22 protein-coding genes are annotated in these 21,195 nt (G+C 47.4%); 20 read left to right on the top strand and 2 right to left on the bottom strand.

The window, feature by feature from the left end; translation table 11 throughout:
* The first annotated feature begins 71 nt into the window (after positions 1-71).
* The 6 genes from uvrB to JOJ89_RS19070 all read left to right on the top strand — a co-directional run bounded on the left by uvrB (position 72) and on the right by JOJ89_RS19070 (position 7,816).
* Positions 72-2,054, top strand: a complete 1,983-nt coding sequence (gene uvrB / locus JOJ89_RS19095) for an excinuclease ABC subunit UvrB (protein ID WP_029566944.1) — start codon at positions 72-74, stop codon at positions 2,052-2,054.
* A 6-nt stretch (positions 2,055-2,060) separates the two neighbouring features.
* On the top strand, positions 2,061-4,937 hold the full coding sequence (gene uvrA / locus JOJ89_RS19090; protein WP_203289023.1) for an excinuclease ABC subunit UvrA: 2,877 nt from the start codon (positions 2,061-2,063) through the stop codon (positions 4,935-4,937).
* 810 nt (positions 4,938-5,747) lie between these two features.
* Entirely contained in the window at positions 5,748-6,068 is a 321-nt protein-coding gene (locus JOJ89_RS19085) for a magnetosome magnetite crystal formation protein family (RefSeq protein WP_029566943.1), read from the top strand.
* 51 nt (positions 6,069-6,119) lie between these two features.
* Positions 6,120-7,238, top strand: coding sequence for a DUF4097 family beta strand repeat-containing protein (locus JOJ89_RS19080; RefSeq protein ID WP_203289022.1), 1,119 nt, complete (start codon positions 6,120-6,122; stop codon positions 7,236-7,238).
* A 6-nt stretch (positions 7,239-7,244) separates the two neighbouring features.
* A complete protein-coding gene (locus tag JOJ89_RS19075; protein ID WP_203289021.1) occupies positions 7,245-7,445 on the top strand; it encodes a PspC domain-containing protein in 201 nt (66 codons plus the stop codon).
* 2 nt (positions 7,446-7,447) lie between these two features.
* Complete coding sequence (locus JOJ89_RS19070) at positions 7,448-7,816, top strand: phage holin family protein (protein WP_203289020.1); 369 nt, start codon at positions 7,448-7,450, stop codon at positions 7,814-7,816.
* Between the two features lie 26 nt (positions 7,817-7,842).
* Here JOJ89_RS19070 and mscL read toward each other — a convergent pair whose 3' ends face one another.
* On the bottom strand, positions 7,843-8,226 hold the full coding sequence (gene mscL, locus JOJ89_RS19065; RefSeq protein ID WP_029284649.1) for a large conductance mechanosensitive channel protein MscL: 384 nt from the start codon (positions 8,224-8,226) through the stop codon (positions 7,843-7,845).
* Positions 8,227-8,339: 113 nt separating this feature from the next.
* On the opposite strand from mscL, the gene JOJ89_RS19060 reads away from it, so the two are divergent.
* Positions 8,340-9,245, top strand: a complete 906-nt coding sequence (locus JOJ89_RS19060) for a metallophosphoesterase (protein WP_203289019.1) — start codon at positions 8,340-8,342, stop codon at positions 9,243-9,245.
* 33 nt (positions 9,246-9,278) lie between these two features.
* Here JOJ89_RS19060 and JOJ89_RS19055 read toward each other — a convergent pair whose 3' ends face one another.
* Complete coding sequence (locus JOJ89_RS19055) at positions 9,279-9,974, bottom strand: N-acetylmuramoyl-L-alanine amidase (protein ID WP_203289018.1); 696 nt, start codon at positions 9,972-9,974, stop codon at positions 9,279-9,281.
* A gap of 283 nt (positions 9,975-10,257) precedes the next feature.
* On the opposite strand from JOJ89_RS19055, the gene hprK reads away from it, so the two are divergent.
* The 13 genes from hprK (at position 10,258) to hisIE (ending at position 21,087) form a co-directional block, all read left to right on the top strand.
* Complete coding sequence (gene hprK, locus JOJ89_RS19050) at positions 10,258-11,193, top strand: HPr(Ser) kinase/phosphatase (RefSeq protein ID WP_029284643.1); 936 nt, start codon at positions 10,258-10,260, stop codon at positions 11,191-11,193.
* A gap of 22 nt (positions 11,194-11,215) precedes the next feature.
* Positions 11,216-12,034 (top strand): prolipoprotein diacylglyceryl transferase, encoded by an 819-nt coding sequence (gene lgt / locus JOJ89_RS19045; protein WP_029284641.1) that lies wholly within the window; start codon positions 11,216-11,218, stop codon positions 12,032-12,034.
* Between the two features lie 4 nt (positions 12,035-12,038).
* Positions 12,039-12,989, top strand: a complete 951-nt coding sequence (locus JOJ89_RS19040) for a nucleoside recognition domain-containing protein (RefSeq protein WP_203289017.1) — start codon at positions 12,039-12,041, stop codon at positions 12,987-12,989.
* Positions 12,979-13,620: a pyrophosphatase PpaX gene (gene ppaX / locus JOJ89_RS19035; RefSeq protein ID WP_029284637.1), complete on the top strand. Its 642-nt coding sequence runs from the start codon at positions 12,979-12,981 to the stop codon at positions 13,618-13,620. Before JOJ89_RS19040 ends, ppaX begins: the two co-directional genes overlap by 11 nt.
* Positions 13,621-13,623: 3 nt before the next feature.
* A complete protein-coding gene (locus tag JOJ89_RS19030) occupies positions 13,624-14,154 on the top strand; it encodes an acyltransferase (protein WP_203289016.1) in 531 nt (176 codons plus the stop codon).
* A gap of 507 nt (positions 14,155-14,661) precedes the next feature.
* Positions 14,662-15,837: an ATP phosphoribosyltransferase regulatory subunit gene (locus tag JOJ89_RS19025; protein WP_203289015.1), complete on the top strand. Its 1,176-nt coding sequence runs from the start codon at positions 14,662-14,664 to the stop codon at positions 15,835-15,837.
* Positions 15,830-16,471 carry an ATP phosphoribosyltransferase gene (gene hisG / locus JOJ89_RS19020; protein ID WP_029284628.1) on the top strand — a complete coding sequence of 214 codons (642 nt, stop codon included), beginning with the start codon at positions 15,830-15,832 and terminating at the stop codon, positions 16,469-16,471. The genes JOJ89_RS19025 and hisG overlap by 8 nt, the downstream gene beginning before the upstream one ends.
* The gene (gene hisD, locus JOJ89_RS19015) at positions 16,468-17,736 is read left to right on the top strand and encodes a histidinol dehydrogenase (protein WP_203289014.1); all 1,269 of its coding nucleotides are present in this window, start codon (positions 16,468-16,470) and stop codon (positions 17,734-17,736) included. Before hisG ends, hisD begins: the two co-directional genes overlap by 4 nt.
* A 12-nt stretch (positions 17,737-17,748) precedes the next feature.
* A complete protein-coding gene (gene hisB, locus JOJ89_RS19010; RefSeq protein WP_029284624.1) occupies positions 17,749-18,336 on the top strand; it encodes an imidazoleglycerol-phosphate dehydratase HisB in 588 nt (195 codons plus the stop codon).
* On the top strand, positions 18,337-18,972 hold the full coding sequence (hisH, locus tag JOJ89_RS19005) for an imidazole glycerol phosphate synthase subunit HisH (protein WP_029284622.1): 636 nt from the start codon (positions 18,337-18,339) through the stop codon (positions 18,970-18,972). It abuts the gene before it with no gap.
* Entirely contained in the window at positions 18,969-19,706 is a 738-nt protein-coding gene (gene hisA, locus JOJ89_RS19000; RefSeq protein WP_029284620.1) for a 1-(5-phosphoribosyl)-5-[(5-phosphoribosylamino)methylideneamino]imidazole-4-carboxamide isomerase, read from the top strand. Before hisH ends, hisA begins: the two co-directional genes overlap by 4 nt.
* Complete coding sequence (hisF, locus tag JOJ89_RS18995) at positions 19,703-20,461, top strand: imidazole glycerol phosphate synthase subunit HisF (RefSeq protein ID WP_029284618.1); 759 nt, start codon at positions 19,703-19,705, stop codon at positions 20,459-20,461. The genes hisA and hisF overlap by 4 nt, the downstream gene beginning before the upstream one ends.
* The gene (gene hisIE / locus JOJ89_RS18990; RefSeq protein WP_029284616.1) at positions 20,458-21,087 is read left to right on the top strand and encodes a bifunctional phosphoribosyl-AMP cyclohydrolase/phosphoribosyl-ATP diphosphatase HisIE; all 630 of its coding nucleotides are present in this window, start codon (positions 20,458-20,460) and stop codon (positions 21,085-21,087) included. Before hisF ends, hisIE begins: the two co-directional genes overlap by 4 nt.
* The last annotated feature ends 108 nt before the right edge of the window (positions 21,088-21,195 follow it).

The raw sequence follows: 21,195 nt of genomic DNA, 5'->3' as shown, positions 1-21,195 counted from the left end.
ATTTTTAGTGTTTTTCTCTGTGATTATGGTAAAATATGAATACTGATTACATACGAATGGAGGTCCTCCTGTTGAGCGATCGTTTTGAGTTAGTATCAAATTATAAGCCGGAAGGCGATCAGCCAGCGGCGATCAAGCAGCTCGTCCAGGGCATTAAAGAGGGGAAGAAGCATCAGACGCTTCTTGGAGCAACAGGCACCGGGAAGACGTTTACCGTTTCAAACGTCATTCAGGAAGTGAACAAGCCGACGCTGATCATCGCCCACAATAAAACACTCGCCGGACAGCTGTACAGCGAGTTTAAAGAGTTCTTTCCGAACAATGCAGTCGAATACTTTGTCAGCTACTATGACTATTACCAGCCGGAGGCCTATGTCCCGCAGACGGACACATTCATTGAAAAGGACGCAAGCATCAATGATGAAATCGATAAACTGAGGCACTCCGCTACCGCCTCGTTATTTGAACGGAAAGATGTCATTATCATTGCCAGTGTATCATGCATCTACGGCCTCGGTTCTCCTGAAGAATACCGTGACCTGGTCGTTTCTTTGCGCACGGGTATGGATATTGAACGCAATCAGCTTCTCCGGAAGCTTGTGGATGTACAATATGAGCGCAATGACATTGATTTTAAGCGCGGAACGTTCAGGGTGCGCGGGGATGTTGTGGAGATTTTCCCTGCTTCAAGAGATGAACAGTGCATCCGGGTTGAATTTTTCGGGGATGAAATTGACCGCATCCGCGAGGTCGATGCGCTGACCGGCGAAATCCGCGGCGACCGCGAGCATGTCTCGATCTTCCCGGCATCCCACTTCGTTACCCGCGAAGAAAAAATGAGAGTCGCGATCGGTAATATTGAAAAAGAGCTTGAAGAGCGGCTGAAAGAGCTTCATGAGAACGGAAAGCTGCTTGAAGCGCAGCGTCTTGAGCAGCGTACGAGGTACGACCTTGAAATGATGCGGGAAATGGGCTTTTGCTCAGGGATTGAGAACTACTCAAGGCACTTGACGCTCCGCCCGGCAGGTTCAACGCCATACACGCTTCTCGACTTCTTCCCGAAGGATTTTATGATTGTTGTCGATGAGTCACATGTGACGATTCCTCAAATCAGAGGCATGTTCAACGGGGACCAGGCGAGAAAGCAGGTGCTTGTCGATCACGGATTCCGCCTGCCTTCAGCCAAGGACAACCGTCCCCTTCAGTTTGGCGAGTTTGAAGAGCATATCAACAACATCCTGTTTGTATCTGCAACTCCAGGACCGTACGAGCTTGATCATACACCTGAAATGGTGCAGCAGATCATCCGTCCGACAGGGCTTCTTGATCCGACCATCGATGTCAGGCCGATTCAGGGTCAGATTGATGACCTGATCGGGGAGATTCATGCCAGGATTGAGCGCAACGAGCGAGTCCTCGTTACGACCCTCACGAAGAAAATGTCCGAGGATCTGACCGATTACCTGAAAGACATCGGAATCAAGGTTAACTACCTGCATTCTGAAATCAAAACGCTCGAGCGGATCGAAATTATCAGGGAACTGCGCCTAGGGAAATTTGATGTTCTTATCGGAATCAATCTTCTAAGGGAAGGACTCGACATCCCTGAGGTGTCTCTTGTCGCCATCCTTGATGCGGATAAAGAGGGCTTCCTGAGATCGGAACGCTCGCTGATTCAGACGATTGGACGCGCTGCCCGGAACTCAAACGGCCACGTTATTATGTATGCCGACAAAATGACGAATTCCATGGAAATTGCCATAAATGAAACAAAACGCCGCCGAGAAACACAGAAGGCATTCAATGAAAAACACGGCATTGAACCGAAGACAATCCAGAAAAAAATTGCCGAGACGATTCGCGCTGTTATTGCCCCGGAAGATGCGGAAGAACTGGAATCAGCTCTTCCAAAACTCGGCAAGCTGTCTAAAAAAGAGCGCGAAAAAGTCATACAGCAAATGGAATCAGAGATGAAAGAAGCGGCTAAAGGGCTCAACTTCGAGCGTGCTGCCGAGCTTCGTGATCTGATACTAGAGCTTAAAGCGGAAGGATGAAACTAGATGGCACTCGATAAAATTAGTGTGAAAGGTGCGCGCGCTCACAATTTAAAAAACATAGATGTGACGATTCCGCGTGATAAGCTCGTTGTTCTGACAGGCTTATCGGGCTCCGGAAAATCGTCGCTTGCGTTTGATACGATTTATGCAGAAGGGCAGCGGAGATATGTTGAGTCTCTCTCTGCCTATGCCCGCCAGTTTCTCGGGCAAATGGATAAACCGGACGTTGATTCCATCGAAGGGCTGTCACCTGCCATTTCAATCGACCAGAAAACAACAAGCCGGAATCCCCGTTCCACAGTAGGAACAGTTACGGAAATTTATGATTATCTGAGACTTCTGTTTGCACGCATTGGAAGACCAACGTGCCCAAACCACGATATTGAAATCTCGTCCCAGACAATCGAACAGATGGTTGACCGGATCCTTGAATATCCCGAGCGGACAAAGCTTCAGGTGCTTGCACCAATTGTTTCTGGAAGAAAAGGAACACATGCAAAAGTGTTTGAAGACATTAAAAAGCAGGGGTACGTGCGCGTCCGGGTCAACGGGGAAATGATGGAAGTCGGCGATGAGTTCACACTTGAGAAAAACAAAAAGCACACGATCGAAGTTGTGATTGACCGGATTGTGATAAAAGAGGGGATTTCTGCCCGTTTAGCCGACTCTCTTGAATCGGCTCTCGGACTCGGGGAAGGCAGAGTTGTTATTGATGTCATCGGTGAGGAAGAGCTGTTGTTCAGCGAACATCACGCCTGTCCGATCTGCGGTTTCTCAATCGGCGAGCTTGAGCCGAGGATGTTCAGTTTCAACAGTCCTTTTGGCGCCTGCAATGAATGCGACGGACTTGGCACAAAGCTTGAGGTGGACGTTGATCTTGTCATGCCGAATAAAGACCTGTCTTTAAAGAAGCATGCGCTCGCACCGTGGGAACCGACAAGTTCGCAGTACTACCCGCAGCTGCTTGAAGCAGTGTGCAATCACTATGGTGTTCCGATGGATATTCCAGTCAGGGATATACCTGCACATCTTTTAGATAAAGTTCTTTACGGAAGCGGCAGTGATGAAATCTACTTCCGCTATGAAAATGACTTTGGTCAGGTGCGGGAAAACTACATTCAGTTCGAAGGAGTTATCCGAAATGTGGAACGCCGCTACAAAGAGACAAGCTCTGATTATATCCGCGAGCAGATGGAGAAATACATGGCTCAGCAGGCATGTCCTAAATGTAAAGGACATAGGCTTAAAAAAGAGAGTCTTGCCGTGCTTGTTGACGGGAATCATATCGGAAAGGTCACAGCTCTTTCTGTCCATGAAGCCATCGCTTTCTTTGAAAGCCTGAATTTAACGGAAAAAGAAATGCAGATTGCAAGACTGATCCTCAGGGAACTCGAGGAGCGGCTTGGATTCCTGAACAATGTCGGACTGGACTATCTGTCGCTCAGCCGCGCTGCCGGTACTCTTTCCGGCGGTGAAGCCCAGCGGATCAGACTTGCCACGCAAATCGGCTCCAGGCTGACAGGAGTCCTGTACATTCTGGATGAGCCGTCAATCGGTCTTCATCAGCGGGATAATGACAGGCTGATTCAGACACTTCAAAGCATGAGGGATATTGGAAATACGCTCATTGTCGTCGAGCATGATGAAGATACGATGATTGCAGCGGATTACTTGATTGATATAGGACCGGGCGCAGGAGTACACGGCGGGCAGATCATTTCCGAAGGCACGCCTGAGTACGTCATGAATGACAAGAATTCTTTGACCGGACAATATCTGTCGGGCAAAAAATTCATTCCTCTGCCGGTCGAGCGCCGCAAACCTGACGGAAGATTTATTGAGATTAAAGGAGCAAGCGAAAACAACCTGAAGAACGTCTCAACAAAATTTCCTCTTGGAACATTTGTGGCCGTAACAGGCGTTTCCGGTTCGGGAAAGAGTACACTTGTGAATGAAATTCTCAACAAGTCCCTTGCCCAAAAACTGAACGGCGCCAAAACGAAGCCCGGTGAGCATAAGGAAATCAAAGGAATTGAAGAGCTTGATAAGGTCATTGACATCGACCAGTCTCCAATTGGACGCACGCCGAGGTCAAATCCTGCCACATATACGGGAGTGTTTGACGACATCCGTGATGTGTTTGCTACAACAAATGAAGCAAAAGTGCGCGGCTACAAAAAAGGGCGTTTCAGCTTTAACGTTAAAGGCGGACGCTGCGAAGCGTGCCGCGGTGACGGAATAATTAAAATCGAGATGCACTTCCTTCCTGATGTGTATGTACCGTGCGAAGTGTGCCACGGAAAACGCTACAACCGCGAAACACTTGAAGTGAAGTACAAAGACAAAAACATTGCGGATATTCTTGAAATGACGGTTGAGGACGCAGTATCCTTCTTCGAAAATATCCCGAAAATCAAGCGGAAGCTACAAACCATTTACGATGTTGGACTTGGCTACATCACACTCGGACAGCCGGCAACCACTCTGTCCGGAGGAGAAGCGCAGCGCGTGAAGCTTGCTTCTGAGCTGCACCGCCGCTCAACAGGACGCTCTCTTTATATTCTTGATGAGCCGACAACAGGTCTTCATGTAGACGACATTTCAAGACTTTTGAAAGTCCTTCAGCGTCTCGTTGAAAATGGAGATACCGTGCTTGTCATTGAACATAATCTGGATGTCATCAAGGCAGCGGATTATCTCATCGACCTCGGCCCTGAAGGCGGAGACCACGGAGGCCAGATCGTCGCTTCAGGTACACCGGAAGAAGTAGTAAAAGTAAAAGGCTCATATACAGGCAAATACTTAAAACCAATCCTCGAACGTGACCGCGAACGGATGAAAAAAGCATTAAAAGAAAAAGAAGCGGTTGCGAAAGCATAACAGACCCAGCCCCTAGCCTAATAAGGCGGGGGCTGTTTTTTTTATTTGGGGATTGTTTCTTTTTGCAGTCGGCTTGATGACACAAAACACTATAGGATGGAACCATCAAGCGGTGGAATTTCCGTCTTGGAGGCACTTATCTCGGAGATAGGAACCATCAAGCGGTGGATTTTTTATCTTGGAGGCACTTATCTCGGAGATAGGAACCATCAAGCCATAGATTTTCCACTTTCGTGGCACTTATCTCCGGGATAGGAACCATCAAGCTATGGATTTTCGTTTTTGATGGCACTTATCTCCGGGATAGGAACCATCAAGCCATAGATTTTCCACTTTGGTGGCACTTATCTCCGGGATAGGAACCATCAAGCGGTGGATTTTCCATCTTGGTGGCACTTATCTCGGAGATAGGAACCATCAAGCAGTGGATTTTCTATCTTGGTGGCACTTATCTCGGAGATAGGAACCATCAAGGGGTGGAATTTCCGTCTTGGTGGCACTTATCTCGGAGATAGGAACAATCAAGGGGTGGATTTTTCATCTTGGTTGCACTTATCTCCGGGATAGGAACCATCAAGCCATAGATCTTCCGCTTTGGTGGCACTTATCCCCTGGATAAGAACCATCAAACCACAGTTTTTCCGTTTTGACAGCACTCATCTCCGAGTTTGCAACCATTTTCCCCATCCAAACCCACTCAACTCGCCCCTGAAATGACCTGCGGTATATGCTTTTCTGCCTTCAGCCCAAAAAAAGAATGAAACTTATCTTTCACTCAGTCGTATACTTGTTATAAGGAGCTGACATGAATTGAACACAAATAAACTCTTATCCTCACTTTGTTATTTCAGTATCTTTTTTGCCCCATTTTTATTTCCGATCATCGTGTACTTTATTGCAGATGAGCGCGATGTGAAGCAGCATGCCAAAAAGTCGCTGTTCTCTCATTTAGTTCCGCTCTTGACGCTGATTCTGCCGTTTTTCATGATGCTGTTTGCAGGTCTTGCCGGTTCTCCTGAGGCACTGGCGGTCGGGATTGTGATTTTCGGGTTCATTCTGATTGGGGTTGTCAACATTGCGGTGTTTGTTTACAACATTGTGCAGGGAATTAAAATATTGAAAACCGTATAAGCTTTGAGAAGACTCAAGGCTTTGCCATTACATAATTAGGGGGAAGGAATTGTGAAGGATCAGAAGAAACGCATCTTGGAATTGGTTGAGCAGGGTAAGCTTTCAGCAAGCGAAGCGTTAACTCTCATTGAAGGTCTTGAATCAGAATATGCCCAAAAAGAGACGGCATCTATGGCCGATCATGAAGGGTTTAACGGGCCGTTTGTTGAAAAAGAAAAGGCTGCGCCATCCTCTGCCCTGTCGTCAAAACTTGCCTTGTTTATTGATACAGCTGTGAAAAAAGTCAAAGAACTCGATATCGATTCCGCCGTTAAAAAGGTGAAAGAGATGGATCTTGATTTGAATTTTGGCCATTCGGTCAGTGTTCAGCATGTTTATCACTACGAAAATGCGGACATCCGCGATTTGGACATTCAGATTTTAAACGGAAGTGTCACACTGCAGTCATGGCCGCAGCAGGACGTCCGTGCAGAATGTGATATCAAAGTATACAGAGCTGAAAATGCCGAACAGGCGAAGGAAATATTTGTCCAAAACACGAACTGCAGCCTTGATGATGGCGCATTCCGTTTTTATACAGAAAAGAAAACCGTTAAAGTCAGCATGACGCTTTATTTACCGGAAAAGCAATATGAGCTTGTAAAAATTAAACTGTTTAGCGGTCCGATACGAGGGGAAAATTTAAAGATAAAAGATTTTCGCACAAAAACAGCCAACGGTCTCATCTCCCTTTATTCATTCAAGGGAGAAAAGCTTGAAGCTGAAACCGCAAACGGCCAGATCAGACTTGCCGGAATTGAAGCTGCTCATACAGAAGCTGAAACGATCCACGGCATGATTCAATTTGAAGGGAAATCAGAGAGGCTTGATGTTCAGAGCTTTAACGGCAACATGGTGCTGAAGCTTGAAGATCAAATATGCCGCACGCTTTATGCCAAAACAGCAACTGGGAATGTGGAAGTTCTTCTTCCCGTTCAGACAGCCATTAACGGCGAGCTAAAATCAAATCTTGGATCCGTTTCTGCTGATCTTGCGGATCTTGAAGTGCTCTATGAAAAGAATGAATCCATGCAGAAAGAACTGCGTGTTAAATCAGCTGCACAGGCAGGACCGGGTATGAATCTGATTGCAGATTCAAAAACAGGTTCCATTACGCTGAAAGAGAGGTAATCCATTATGAAGAAGAAATTGTACAGATCGCAATCGAAGAAAATGATCAGCGGGGTGCTTGGCGGACTTTCAGATTATGTCGGCATTGATGCGAATCTATTGCGGATTTTATTTGTGATTCTGCTGCTTACAACAGCTTTCTTCCCGTTTGGCCTTATCTATGTAGCGATGGTCTTCCTTGTGCCGAATGAAGGAGATGTCAGATAGCCATGATTAGATGGGCAGTCAGTATCCTGGTCAATGCATTAATATTAATTGTTGTATCGGGATATTTTGAATCTTTTCATATCAGCGGCGTGGGCGCTGCGATTATAGCAAGCTTGCTCATTTCCGTCTTAAACATTTTAGTGAAGCCCTTTTTAATCCTGCTTACACTTCCTGTTACGGTTCTTACTCTCGGTCTTTTCCTGTTTGTCATCAATGCCATTACACTGATGATTGCGCAGGGGATTATGGGGGACTCGTTTAACATTGACGGCTTCGGCACTGCGGTGCTTGCTTCAATCGTGATTTCCCTGCTTCACCTGCTGATTCAAAAAGGGGTTGTAGAACCACTTAAGGAAAGTAAGAAGAAATAGAAAAGGCGGACATTTGTCCGCCTTTTTTAATGCTCTCTTTCCTGCTGAGTTTTAAGTAGGTCGCGAATTTCTGTCAGGAGCTTTTCCTCATTCGTAAGAGTCGGGACAGGCTTTTGCTCATCCTTTGTTTTAAATCGCTCAAAAAAGCGGACAAATAAGAACACAGAAAACGCAATGATGAAGAAATCGATGATGGTTTGAATAAAGGCACCGTATTTTACGATTGCTTTTCCAAAGGCATAGTCGAGTCCGGAAAAGTTTACTCCTCCAATAAGGATTCCGATCAGCGGCATTACGATGTCATTGACAAGGGATGTGACAATTTTGCCGAAAGCTGTACCGATGATGACCCCGACAGCAAGATCAATGACGTTGCCTTTTATGGCGAACTTTTTAAAATCTTTTAGCATAGATCTGTCTCCTTCTCCTGTTTTTCCATCTCTAGTATAGACCAATGGGGGCAAATGTAAATCCGTCAACATAAGGAGAACGCTTGTGGGCACGCTATTAATGGGTGAATGTCATGAAAAAAATCTGTTTTGCCGTTATGCTTCTATTTAGTTCTCTATCAGCCGGGCCGGCGTATGCAGCCATTTCTTTTGAAGAAGGAGATGAGACGGTTGTCTGGCTTACGGATACACAGTATTATGCAAAAACCTACCCTGAAATCATGATCAAGCAAATTCAGTGGATTATTGAAAACAGGGATCAATACAATATTAAGTATGTTTTCCATACAGGCGACCTTGTGAACGAACCTAACGATGAGGTGCAGTGGGAACGGACGGATCAGATCATGAAGATGCTTGATATGACCCGTATTCCCTATGGTGTACTGGCAGGAAACCATGACCTGGTTCACGGAGACGATCCGTACCTGGTGTTTACAGACAATTTTGGCTATCACCGGTTTATCAGGCAGCCTTTTTACGGGGGCTCGTTTGAAAATAACCGAGGACATTACGATCTGCTGACGATCCAGAATCAGCCTTATATTATGATTTATATGGGCTTTGAATTAAACCGCGGAGCGATTAAATGGCTCAACAAAGTACTCAGGGAATACCGCGGCCACAAAGCGATCCTTGCCTTTCATGATTACTTGAACTTTAAAAGTGAACGCAGTCCGGCCGGGGAGGAACTCTATCAGAAAGTGGTTTTAAAGAACAAAAATGTCCAGCTTGTTTTATCAGGACACTACTACGGCACCGGGTTCCTTGAAAGCCGGTTATCGCCTGAGCAGAGGGTCTTTCAGATGCTTGCCAATTATCAGGCGGAAAAGCACGGCGGCAACGGATTTATGAGACTGCTCTTTTTTAAGCCGGATCAAAATCAGATTCAAGTTGATACGTATTCTCCTTATTTGAATAAATTCCGGTCCAAAAAGAAGCTTCCAAAAGAGCGCTTCCTGCTTGAATTAAAAGAATAAAGACAGCCTGTGCGGCTGTCTCTGTAAGTTTGGCTATTCAGCAATTACGATGACGCTGTACCCCTTGCTTCTAAGTTCATTTGCCAGAGCATCTGCGTTAGCTTTATTTGCAAAAGCCCCAACCTGAACTTTGTAAAGCTTGCCAGGTGCGGGAGGAGGGGCAGGAGGCGCTTTTTTCTTCAGCTTGTAAAAGGCGGCAAGAGCTTCTGTGATGGCTTCCGCGCAGAGTTTCCGGTATGCCGCAGACTTCAGTGCCTGAGCTTCCTCCTGATTGGTCATGAATCCGCATTCAATCAGGATCGCCGTCATCTTTGTTTCGCGCAGAACATGGAAGTTTGCTGCTTTTACCCCGCGGTCTGTCCGCTTCGTTTTTTCAATCAGCTCTTTTTGAACGGCATTTGCAAGTGCGAGTGCCTGCTGCGGCCTTGAATCATGTACATATGTCTCAATTCCTTTTACGTCGTTCCAAGCGGTGCCGCTTCCGAATGCATTCGCATGGATCGAAACAAATACATCCGCAAGTTCTGTATTGGCTTTGTCCGTTCTTTCCTGCAGCGGGACGTCACGTGCGTCTGAATGGGTAAACAATATCGTGACATTTTCATAGCCCGCAAGGAGAGTTCTCATTTCATTTGCCACAGCACGGTTGAATTCGTATTCTCTCATCCCGTCTACAGTCCGTTTTCCGGGAGTAGTGTAGCCGTGTCCGGCATCAATGGCTATTTTCACGTGCAGTCCTCCTAGTAAAATTCTTTTCTCTAGTAATATATGGCGTTCGGTCTGCTAGAGTAGCGGTGTTTGTCCCCGCCCTCTTATAAAAAGTTGGAGTCCGGGGAATCCCGGTTTCCGTTTAAAAGGCAAAAGTGCTAAAATAAGAAGGGATTTTAGTTCTCTTACTTAATCAGTAAAAATGCATGAATGCAAGAGTCGGGATCTTGATTCCGCGCCAGTCAGGCAATGGATTTGTGCGCATAAAATACGTTCTATTTTCAGAAAAAAAGGAGGAACTTGCATGGCGAAAGTTCGCACGAAAGATTTAATAGAAAAGTTCCATTTAGAGCTCATCAGCGGTGAAGAAGGTGTTAACCGGCCGATTACGACGAGTGACCTGTCCCGCCCGGGTCTGGAAATGGCAGGATTTTTTACATACTATCCGAAAGAGCGCGTCCAAATACTCGGAAAAACAGAATTGACATTTTTTCAGAAGCTGACAGACGAGGAAAAAGTGAAACGCATGGATCAGCTCTGCACGGACTCTACTCCGGCTATTATTGTCTCACGGGAGATGGAGATTCCAAAAGAACTGACAGATGCATCTGAGGAGAAATCGGTGCCCGTTCTCCGTTCCCCGTTAAAAACAACACGCCTATCAAGTCATTTGACGAATTTCCTTGAAGGGAAGCTTGCGCCGACAACGGCTGTGCACGGTGTTTTGGTTGACGTGTACGGAGTCGGTGTCCTGATTGTCGGAAAAAGCGGCGTGGGGAAAAGTGAAACCGCTCTTGAACTTGTGAAGCGCGGCCATCGCCTGGTTGCAGATGACTGTGTAGAAATACGCCAGGAGGATCAGGATACGCTGATCGGGAATGCACCTGACTTGATTGAGCATCTGCTTGAGATCCGCGGTCTTGGCATCATTAACGTCATGACGCTTTTCGGAGCAGGCGCAGTCCGCAGCTATAAACGGATTACCCTCATCATCGATCTTGAAATCTGGGATCCGAAAAAGCAATACGACCGACTTGGTCTTGATGAAGAAAAAATGAAAATCATTGATACGGATGTTCCAAAGCTGACAGTTCCTGTCCGTCCCGGAAGAAACCTTGCCGTTATCATTGAAGTGGCCGCGATGAACTTCAGGCTGAAGCGCATGGGTTTGAATGCTGCCGAACAGTTTACAAATAAATTAACGGATGTCATAACGGATACAGAGCACGATGACGCATAATCATCTATAGGGGGAAGAAAGCATGGAGGAGAATTTTACGCCGATTGATCCGGTGTTTCTGGAGCTTGGACCTATTCAGGTGCATTGGTACGGCCTGATCATTGGAGTCGGGGCGCTGCTCGGCTTGTGGCTTGCGGTGCGCGAGAGCGAGAGAAGAGGGCTTCATAAGGATACATTTGTTGATCTTGTCTTATTTGCCATTCCGATTGCGATTATTTGCGCGCGGATTTACTACGTGATTTTTCAATGGGACTATTACTCTCAGAATCCGGGAGACATCGTGAAGATCTGGAACGGCGGCCTTGCGATCCACGGCGGTCTGATCGGAGCATTTGTGACGGGCTTTATTTTTGCCAAAGTGAAAAAAATCTCCTTCTGGAAGCTTGCCGATATTGGCGCGCCGAGCATCATCTTAGGTCAGGCAATCGGCAGATGGGGTAATTTCATCAACCAGGAAGCACACGGAGGCGAGGTTACCCGCCAGTTCCTTGAAGGGTTATATTTGCCGGAGTTTATTATTAATCAGATGTATATTGACGGGACTTACTATCACCCGACGTTCCTGTATGAATCACTGTGGAACTTTGCCGGATTCGCCGTTTTGATGCTTCTCAGAAAAGCGAATCTGCGCCGCGGCGAGCTGTTTCTCACCTATATCATCTGGTATTCAATCGGACGTTATTTTATCGAAGGCATGCGGACGGACAGCCTGATGCTGACGGAGTCACTCCGCATCGCCCAGGTCATTTCACTCGGTCTGATTGCCGTTGCGGTTGCCGTTTTGATTTTCAGAAGAGTCAAAGGCTATTCAAAGGAACGCTATTTAGAATCAGCTGAATAAGGGGATGTTTCTGATTACTAGCTTAAAAAAGGGATTTCAGGCAGGGCTTCAGACAACTTGGACACTTGGAAAAGTGATTTTTCCCGTTACGCTGATTGTCAGCCTGCTTCAGCACACACCGGTTCTGCCATGGCTGATTAAGCTGATTCAGCCGGTCATGGGAATCTTCGGGCTTTCAGGGGAAGCGGCCATTCCGCTTGTGCTTGGCAATATGCTGAATCTGTATGCGGGAATTGCTGCGATTTTAACGCTTGATTTATCAGTTAAAGAAGTATTTATTTTAGCGGTTATGCTTTCTTTTTCACATAATTTGATTATTGAATCCACGGTGGCTGCCAAAGTCGGCATCAAAATCTGGGTGATTCTCCTTGTCAGAATCGGTCTTGCTGTCAGCTCGGCGATTATGATCAATCTTCTTTGGAAGGGCGGAGCGGAGACGGCTCAGTACGGGTTTATTCCCAAGCAGGAGGCTGCTCCGGAAGGCTATTTGGAGATTGGCTTAAGCGCTGTTCAAAAAGCCGGTCTTGGCATTGTTCAGCTGGCGCTTATCGTCATTCCGCTTATGATCATTATTCAGTATCTGAAGGACAAAGGTTTCCTGACGGTCTTTTCAAGATGGATGGCTCCTGTAACAAGAATGCTCGGCATGAAGGAAAATACCTCTATGACGATGGTTGCGGGTTTAACGATTGGCCTCGCATACGGTGCCGGGGTTATGATCAAGGCGGTTGAGGAGGACGGGGTCAGCTACAGGGACTTGACGCTTGCCTTTATTTTTCTCGTGGCCTGCCATGCCGTTGTTGAGGATACGCTGATCTTTGTTCCGCTCGGCATTCCTGTGCTGCCGCTTTTGATTATCAGGATTGTTACAGCCGTTCTGCTGACAATGGCAGTCGGGGCGATCTGGGACAGATTTGAACATACAAGCAGAAAGGAAGCAACTTATGAAAATTAACACCGTATTGTTTGATCTGGACGGAACATTGATCAACACAAATGACTTAATTATTGAATCATTTCTTCATACGCTCAACCTCTATTATCCAAATCAGTACGGAAGAGACGATGTGCTGCCGTTTCTCGGGCCGACTCTTCATGAGACATTTGTGAAAATGGATCCGATGCGAGTTGATGAAATGATCAGCACGTACCGCACGTTTAACCATGATAATCATGACAAGCTTGTCACTCAGTTTGAAACGGTGTACGAAACGGTTCAGGCGCTGCATGAAAAAGGCTTCAAGCTCGGCATCGTGACAACGAAAATCCGGAATACCGTCAATATGGGCCTTGAGCTGACCGGACTCGGCAAGTTCTTTGAAACGGTCGTCACGCTTGATGATGTGAAAAATGCAAAGCCTCATCCAGAACCAGTCCTGCTCGCTCTTGAAAAACTGAATGCTTCACCAGTTGAGGCGATTATGGTCGGGGATAACTACCATGATATTGATGCTGGAAAAGCAGCAGGCACCAAGACAGCCGGTGTAGCATGGACAATCAAGGGAGCAGCGTATCTGGAAGGCTTTCAGCCGGACTACATGCTTAACAAGATGAGCGATCTGTTAAGCGTGCTTGGAGAGGAATAACTCTTGAGAAGAACGACGAGATACCCTGTTAAAGGCCCGAATTCACTTTGGCACGTTTATAAAACCGTTCCATTTTGGAAGGTTGTCCGCAATTTCACCGTCATCCAGCTTGCGCGCTACACGCCGTTTCTATCCATGAAAAACTGGATGTACCGCAGGCTCCTCGGCATGAAGGTCGGCGAGCAGACCTCCTTTGCCCTGATGGTGATGCTTGATGTGATGTTTCCTGAAAAAATCAAAGTCGGCAGAAATACGGTCATCGGCTACAATACCACGCTGCTTGCCCACGAATACTTAATCCGTGAGTACAGGCTCGGGGACATCGTGATCGGAGACGAAGTCATGATCGGCGCTAACTCCACCGTTCTCCCCGGAGTAGAAATCGGCGACGGCGCCATCGTCTCTGCCGGCACCCTTGTCCACAAGGACGTACCCGCCGGAGCATTCGCCGGAGGCAACCCGATGAAAATCATCTACACAAAAGAACAAATGGCAGAACGGAATCAAAAAGATCCACTCCGCGAAAAACAATGACACTGGCTGCGGCCGGTGTTTTTTTGTTAGTTTCTTTTTTTATTAACAGAGTTTATTTATTCAAGCGAAACTCCAGTGCACTGAAGCGGAAGAAACTCGACTCCTGCGGGATGAAGAGGGCTCTGAAGATCCCGCAAGCGCAGCGAGGAAGCTTCAGGCACTCCCCGCGGAAAGCAAGTTTCTGGAGCGCAAGGGAACGGGTACGATGTTAAGTCAGATTAATTACAGCCTGCTGTTAAAAAAGACAAAAAAAGGACCGGCCCGAAACATCCAGGCCAGTTTTCTATGATCATTGGGGGAAATATTACTTTCTATATACCCGCATTTCAAACACTCAAACCTAATCAAACGTTTGTTTAAAAACTTTTTTAAAAAGGAAAATCAACCAAACAGAAAGAATAAGAAAGAAACATTATGACTTGCGAACCCAGCTTTATTTTGGTAGCATGTTACTATATTAGCGAACTAAAGGATTCGGAACTTTTCGTGAAAGAGGTGCAACAGAAGATGTTTATGTTTGAAAAACCGCTTGGCATGAGGGATACACTGCCATCGTTATACTATACAAAAAAACAGGTCAGGGAACGGATGACCGATGCTATCGGCAAATGGGGATTTCAGTTTATTGAAACGCCTACACTTGAATTTTACGATACTGTCGGTGTTCAATCCGCCATTTCAGAAGGCAAGCTATTTAAACTTCTCGATCAGCAGGGACACACGCTCGTCCTCAGGCCGGATATGACTGCGCCGATTGCGCGTGTGGCAGCATCCCGTTTTTATCAGGATAATTACCCGCTGCGCCTCGCGTATGATGCGAACGTCTTCCGCGCACAGCAGCGAGAGGGAGGGCGTCCGGCAGAGTTTGAGCAAATCGGAACGGAACTCATTGGAGATGCAACGACAAGCGGTGATGCGGAAGTAATTGCCCTTATGATTGCCGTTCTGAAAGAGGCAGGCCTGCGTGATTTCAAGGTTGCCATCGGCCACATCGGCTTTGCGGACGCCCTTTTCAAGGAGATACTCGGAAATCAGGAGCGTGCAGATGTGCTTCGGCGTTTTCTTTACGAAAAGAACTACGTGGGATATAGAGAACATGTGAAAGGATTGCCTCTGTCTTCCATTGATAAAGGCAGATTGCTTCAGCTCCTGCAGCTTAGAGGCGGCGAGGATAAACTCGCACTTGCGTCTGAGCTTGCTTCAAGCAAAGAGACAAAAGAAGCGGCTGCGGAGCTTGAAAAGCTGTGGCTGCACCTCAAGGATTTTGGAGCAGCCGAATATGTGAAGCTAGACTTGAATATTGTAAGCCACATGAGCTATTACACAGGCATTCTGTTTGAAGTGTACGCAGGAAACATCGGGTTTCCTGTCGGCAGCGGCGGACGGTACAACAAGCTGCTTGAACGCTTTAACACTCCGGCTCCTGCAACAGGATTCGGCATCAGGCTCGACAGGCTCATTGAATCGCTTGGTGAAGAAGATAAACAGCCTGACATTCACTGTATCCTTTACAGCGGGGAGAGAAGAGCAGAAGCCATTACACAGGCTGCAAATCTCCGCGGACAGGGAAAACGGGTGACGATGCAGGATATTACAGGTGTCAATGACGTTGACTCCTATACGAAACAGTTTACGAACGTGAGTTATTTTATCGGATCAAGAAAGGGAGAGCAGGATGAGTAACATGCTGACAATTGCCATGCCGAAGGGAAGAATTTTTGACGAAGCGGCTGACCTGCTCAGAAAAGCAGGGTACAAGCTGCCGCCTGAATTTGATGAATCGCGTAAACTTATTCTTGAGGTGCCGGCGGAAAAGATGAGGTTTATCCTCGCTAAGCCTATGGATGTTGCCACATATGTGGAGCACGGGGTTGCGGATATCGGGATTGCCGGTAAAGACGTGATGCTTGAGGAAGAGCGCGATGTGTACGAAGTGCTTGATCTGAAAATCAGCGAATGCTACCTGGCTGTAGCCGGTCTGCCGGGGGGCAGCGGCACAGGTGCAGTGGCTCCTAAAGTGGCCACGAAGTATCCGGGAGTAGCTTCCTCTTATTTCAGGGAACAGGGAGAACAGGTTGAAATTATTAAGCTGAACGGATCAATCGAGCTTGCGCCTTTAATCGGGCTTGCTGACAGAATTGTCGATATTGTTTCAACAGGACGCACGCTGAAGGAAAACGGTCTAGTGGAGTTTGAGAAAATTTGCAGCATTACCTCGCGGCTGATTGTAAACCCTGTAAGCTACAGAATGAAGGATGAACAGATTGACGAGCTTGTCAGCCGTCTTTCAGCTGTTGTAGAGGGGGAGGCACTATGAGAATCGAGCGATTGTCAGGCGCGTCCGCATCATTAAAACGATCCATTGATTCAGGGACAGAAACTCAGCGGGCCGCTGTAAAATCAATCATTGAAGAAGTGAAGCAAAAGGGGGATGCAGCCCTGTTTGCTTTTACGGAAAAATTTGACGGCGTTGCGCTATCTGATCTAAAGGTAACGGAAGCTGAAACTCAGGCTGCCTATCAGGAATTAGATCAGGAAACGGCAGACATTATCCGCGAAGCGGCTGCAAATATCCGTTCATTTCACGAAAAGCAAAAGCGCGAGTCGTGGATGACGTATAAAGAGGACGGGACGATGCTAGGGCAGAAAGTAACGCCTCTTGATGCGGCGGGTGTTTATGTACCGGGAGGCACGGCTGCCTATCCTTCTTCTGTTCTGATGAACGTCATTCCGGCTCAGGCAGCAGGTGTGAAGCGGATTGTTCTAGTATCCCCGCCAAATAAAGAAGGCACATTGCCTGCAGGCGTCCTCGTCGCCGCAAAAGAGCTTGGCGTGGAGGAAATCTACAAGGCCGGCGGAGGGCAGGCGATTGCAGCCCTTGCCTACGGCACAGAAACCATCAGACCGGTCGATAAAATAACAGGGCCCGGAAACATCTATGTGGCTCTTGCGAAAAGAGAAGTGTTTGGAGATGTCGCGATTGATATGATCGCAGGTCCTAGCGAAATTGTGGTTCTTGCCGACAATACCGCTGTTCCGGCTGAAGTCGCGGCAGATCTTTTATCACAGGCAGAGCACGATGCCCTTGCGTCAAGCGTGCTTGTAACAGATTCAATGGAGCTTGCCGAGGCCGTTTCTTCAGAAGTTGAGAAACAGCTTGAGACGCTGCCGCGCAGAGAAATCGCGTCTGCTTCAATTGAAAATTACGGTTGTATCTATGTCGCGGATTCACTTGATGAAGCAGTTGCGGCTGTGAACGAACTGGCCCCTGAGCATCTTGAGATTCTGACAGAAAATCCGATGGAGCTCCTTGGCAGCATCCGTCATGCGGGTGCGATTTTCCTTGGAAGGTACAGCTCTGAGCCAGTCGGTGATTATTTCGCGGGCCCGAATCATGTTCTGCCCACTAACGGTACGGCACGGTTCTCAAGTCCGCTTTCTGTCGATGATTTTATCAAGAAAACGAGCATCATTTCATATAGTGAAAAAGCTTTTGCGCAGTCAGCGGAAAAGATAGCGGCCTTTGCCCGTCTTGAAGGTCTTGAAGCACATGCACGCGCCATTGAGGAGCGCTTAAAATAGGAGGAAGTCAAAATGGAACGAACAGCAAGTCTGCAAAGAACGACGAATGAAACCGATATTTCCCTTTCTCTTGCGATAGATGGAGAAGGAATCTCAGAACTCAATACAGGCGTGCCGTTTATGACGCACATGCTGGATCTTTTTACAAAGCACGGCCAGTTTAATTTGACCGTTGCAGCAAACGGCGACACGGAAATTGACGGCCACCACACAACAGAAGACATCGGCATCTGTCTTGGACAGGCCTTCAGAGAAGCTCTTGGCGACAAAAGAGGCATTAAACGCTACGGTCAGGCAATGGTGCCGATGGATGAAGCACTTGCACAAGTTGTAGTGGACCTCAGCAACCGTCCTCACTTCGAGCTGAAGGGAGAGTTCCCGAGTCCGACAGTCGGCAATTTTGATACAGAGCTTGTTCATGAATTCCTATGGAAGTTCGCTCTTGAAGCACGGATCAATCTTCACGTCATCGTTCATTACGGCCGCAACACCCACCACATGATTGAAGCTGTGTTTAAGGCACTGGGAAGAGCGCTTGATGAAGCATCAACGATTGATCCGCGGATCAAAGGAGTGCCGTCGACGAAGGGAATGTTGTAAATGATCGGAATTATAGATTATGGCATGGGGAACCTCTACAGCGTCAGCAAGGCGCTTGAACGCCTGAATGTTTCCTATTTCATTTCTGACAGCCCTGAAGAGCTTGACCGGGCGTCCGGAATTATTCTTCCTGGAGTAGGGTCATTTAAAGACGCAATGGCCATTTTAAATGAAACAGGATTGGCAGCATACATACAAAAGGCTGCCCGTGCAGAGAAACCGCTGCTCGGCATTTGCCTTGGCATGCAGCTGCTGTTTGATTCAAGCGAGGAAAACGGCCTCACAGGAGGACTTTCCCTTTTGAAAGGAACGGTCGTTCATTTTCCGGAAGATGTCATGAAAAGAGAGCAGCTGAAGGTACCTCACATGGGCTGGAACAGGCTTCGTCTGAACAGAGAGAGTGAACTGCTTGACGGGATTGAGGAAGGGTATTCCTATTTTGTCCACTCCTACTACGTAAAAGCAGAAGCTGATGCCACAGTGATCGCAGCAGCAGATTACGGTGTGGAAGTACCGGCAGTTGTAGGTGAAGGAAATGTCTATGGAACACAGTTCCACCCTGAAAAGAGCAGTCATACAGGAATCGGCATTCTGAGAAACTTTGTTACTATTGTGGAAGAGAAGGTGAAACCATGAGTGAATTTATCATCTATCCCGCCATTGATATGAGGGGCGGCAAATGTGTCCGTCTCATACAGGGAGATTACGCAAAAGAAACGGTGTACGGCGATTCTCCTTTTGAAATGGCGAAAGTATTTGCTGAAAAAGGAGCCGAGTGGATTCACATGGTGGACCTTGACGGTGCAAAAGCAGGCAGGCGCGTGAATGACAATCATGTGATTGAAGTTGCACGAAAGCTTGATGTGAAGGTGCAGATAGGCGGTGGCATCCGCTCTGAAGAAGATGTGGACTATTACCTTTCAAATGGTGTCTCCCGCGTCATTCTGGGCAGTTCCGCTATCTCAAATCCTGAATTTGTGAAAAAAATGCTCTCCAAGTACGGAGAGAAAATCGCCATCGGCATTGATGCGAAAGACGGTTTTGTTTCAACGGAAGGATGGGTGGAAACCTCGACCGTTAAAGCGACTGAGCTTGGAGTGGAACTTGCTGCAGCCGGTGCAGAAACGTTTATTTTCACAGATATTGCAACAGACGGCATGCTTTCCGGACCGAATGTGGATGCTGTGTGTGAAATGGCAAAAGCGACAGGCAAAGAAGTGATCGCATCCGGAGGAGTCAGTTCGCTGAATGACCTTGTTATTTTAGCAGCTTTCGCGGCAAATGGCGTTAAAGGAGCAATCGTCGGAAAAGCGCTCTATACAAATCAGTTTGACCTGGCGGAAGCGCTGGAAGAGGTGGAGCGGGCATGATCACAAAACGCATTATTCCGTGCCTTGATGTCAAAGACGGCAGGGTCGTGAAGGGCATTCAATTTTTGGGGCTCCGTGATGCTGGAGATCCTGTTGAACTGGCGAAGTTCTACGACAAAGAGGGAGCAGATGAGCTAGTGTTCCTCGATATTTCTGCATCCCATGAAGGAAGAAAAACGATGACCGACGTCGTGGAGAGCGTAGCCGCGCAGCTTGCGATTCCCTTTACGGTTGGAGGTGGCATCAACTCCCTTGAGGATATGAAGCGAATCCTTCGTGCAGGGGCCGATAAGGTGTCTGTCAATACTTCGGCGGTTCTGCGTCCGGAGCTGATTACAGAAGGCGCCAGCTTTTTTGGCTCCCAGTGCATCGTCGTTGCAATTGATGCAAGGTTTGATGCGGAATCAGGTACTTATTTGGTGTACACACATGGCGGAAGAGAGAAAACAGCCTGGGAAGTAACCGAATGGGCAAGAGAAGCAGTGAAGCGCGGAGCCGGTGAAATCCTGCTTACGAGCATGAACAGCGACGGAGAAAAGAGCGGGTTTGATCTCAAGCTGAACCGGATCGTAAGCGAAGCTGTAACAGTTCCCGTGATTGCGTCCGGAGGTGCGGGCAATGCGGCACACTTTGCTGATGCATTTAAAGAGGGAAAAGCAGATGCCGCACTTGCAGCTTCTATTTTTCACTATAAAGAAACGTCCGTAAAAGAAGTAAAAGACTACTTAAAAACGCAGGGAGTGTTAGTCAGATGAACCTGGAATCCGTAAAATTCGATCAAAATGGCTTAGTCCCTGCCATCGTACAGGATGCAGCAAGCAAAGAAGTTCTTACGCTTGCTTATATGAACAAGGAATCCCTTCAAAAAACAATCGATACGAAGCAAACGTGGTTTTACAGCCGTTCAAGACAGGAGCTCTGGAACAAAGGGGCAACTTCAGGAAACACCCAGGAGGTTGAGGGGCTGAAGTATGACTGTGATCAGGATGCCCTTCTTGTATTAGTGAAGCCTGCAGGTCCTGCCTGTCATACCGGCGCCTATTCCTGCTTTTCTGAAACGCTGTTCGGCAAGGCGCAGGAATCTGTTCCTGACCGCTTCAACATCCTGAGCACTTTAGAGAAGCTGATTGCAGAGCGCGAAGCTGAAATGCCTGAAGGCTCCTATACAACCTACCTTTTCACAGAGGGAGTAGATAAGATCCTTAAAAAAGTCGGCGAGGAAGCATCTGAAGTCATTATTGCTGCCAAAAACCGCGACGCGGAGGAACTGAAATGGGAAGCAGCCGATCTGCTGTTTCATCTCATGGTGCTCCTCAGAGAACAGAAGCTGCCTCTCGATGAAGTTCTGAGTGTATTGAAAGAGCGTCATGCATCAAAGTAAAGCCCTATATTTTGGGGCTTTTTTTGTTGTGAGACAGGTTAAGTTCCCTCCAACCCGGCGGAAAAAGGTATAAGCGGACCATCCTGTTCTGCCTGTAAATTGTTTGCC

It is taken from the genome of Metabacillus sp. cB07, assembly GCF_016839225.1.
GTDB lineage: Bacteria > Bacillota > Bacilli > Bacillales > Bacillaceae > Bacillus_P > Bacillus_P indicus.
The sequence above is the reverse complement of the archived record's forward strand: the minus strand, read 5'-3'. Positions and strand labels throughout refer to the sequence as shown.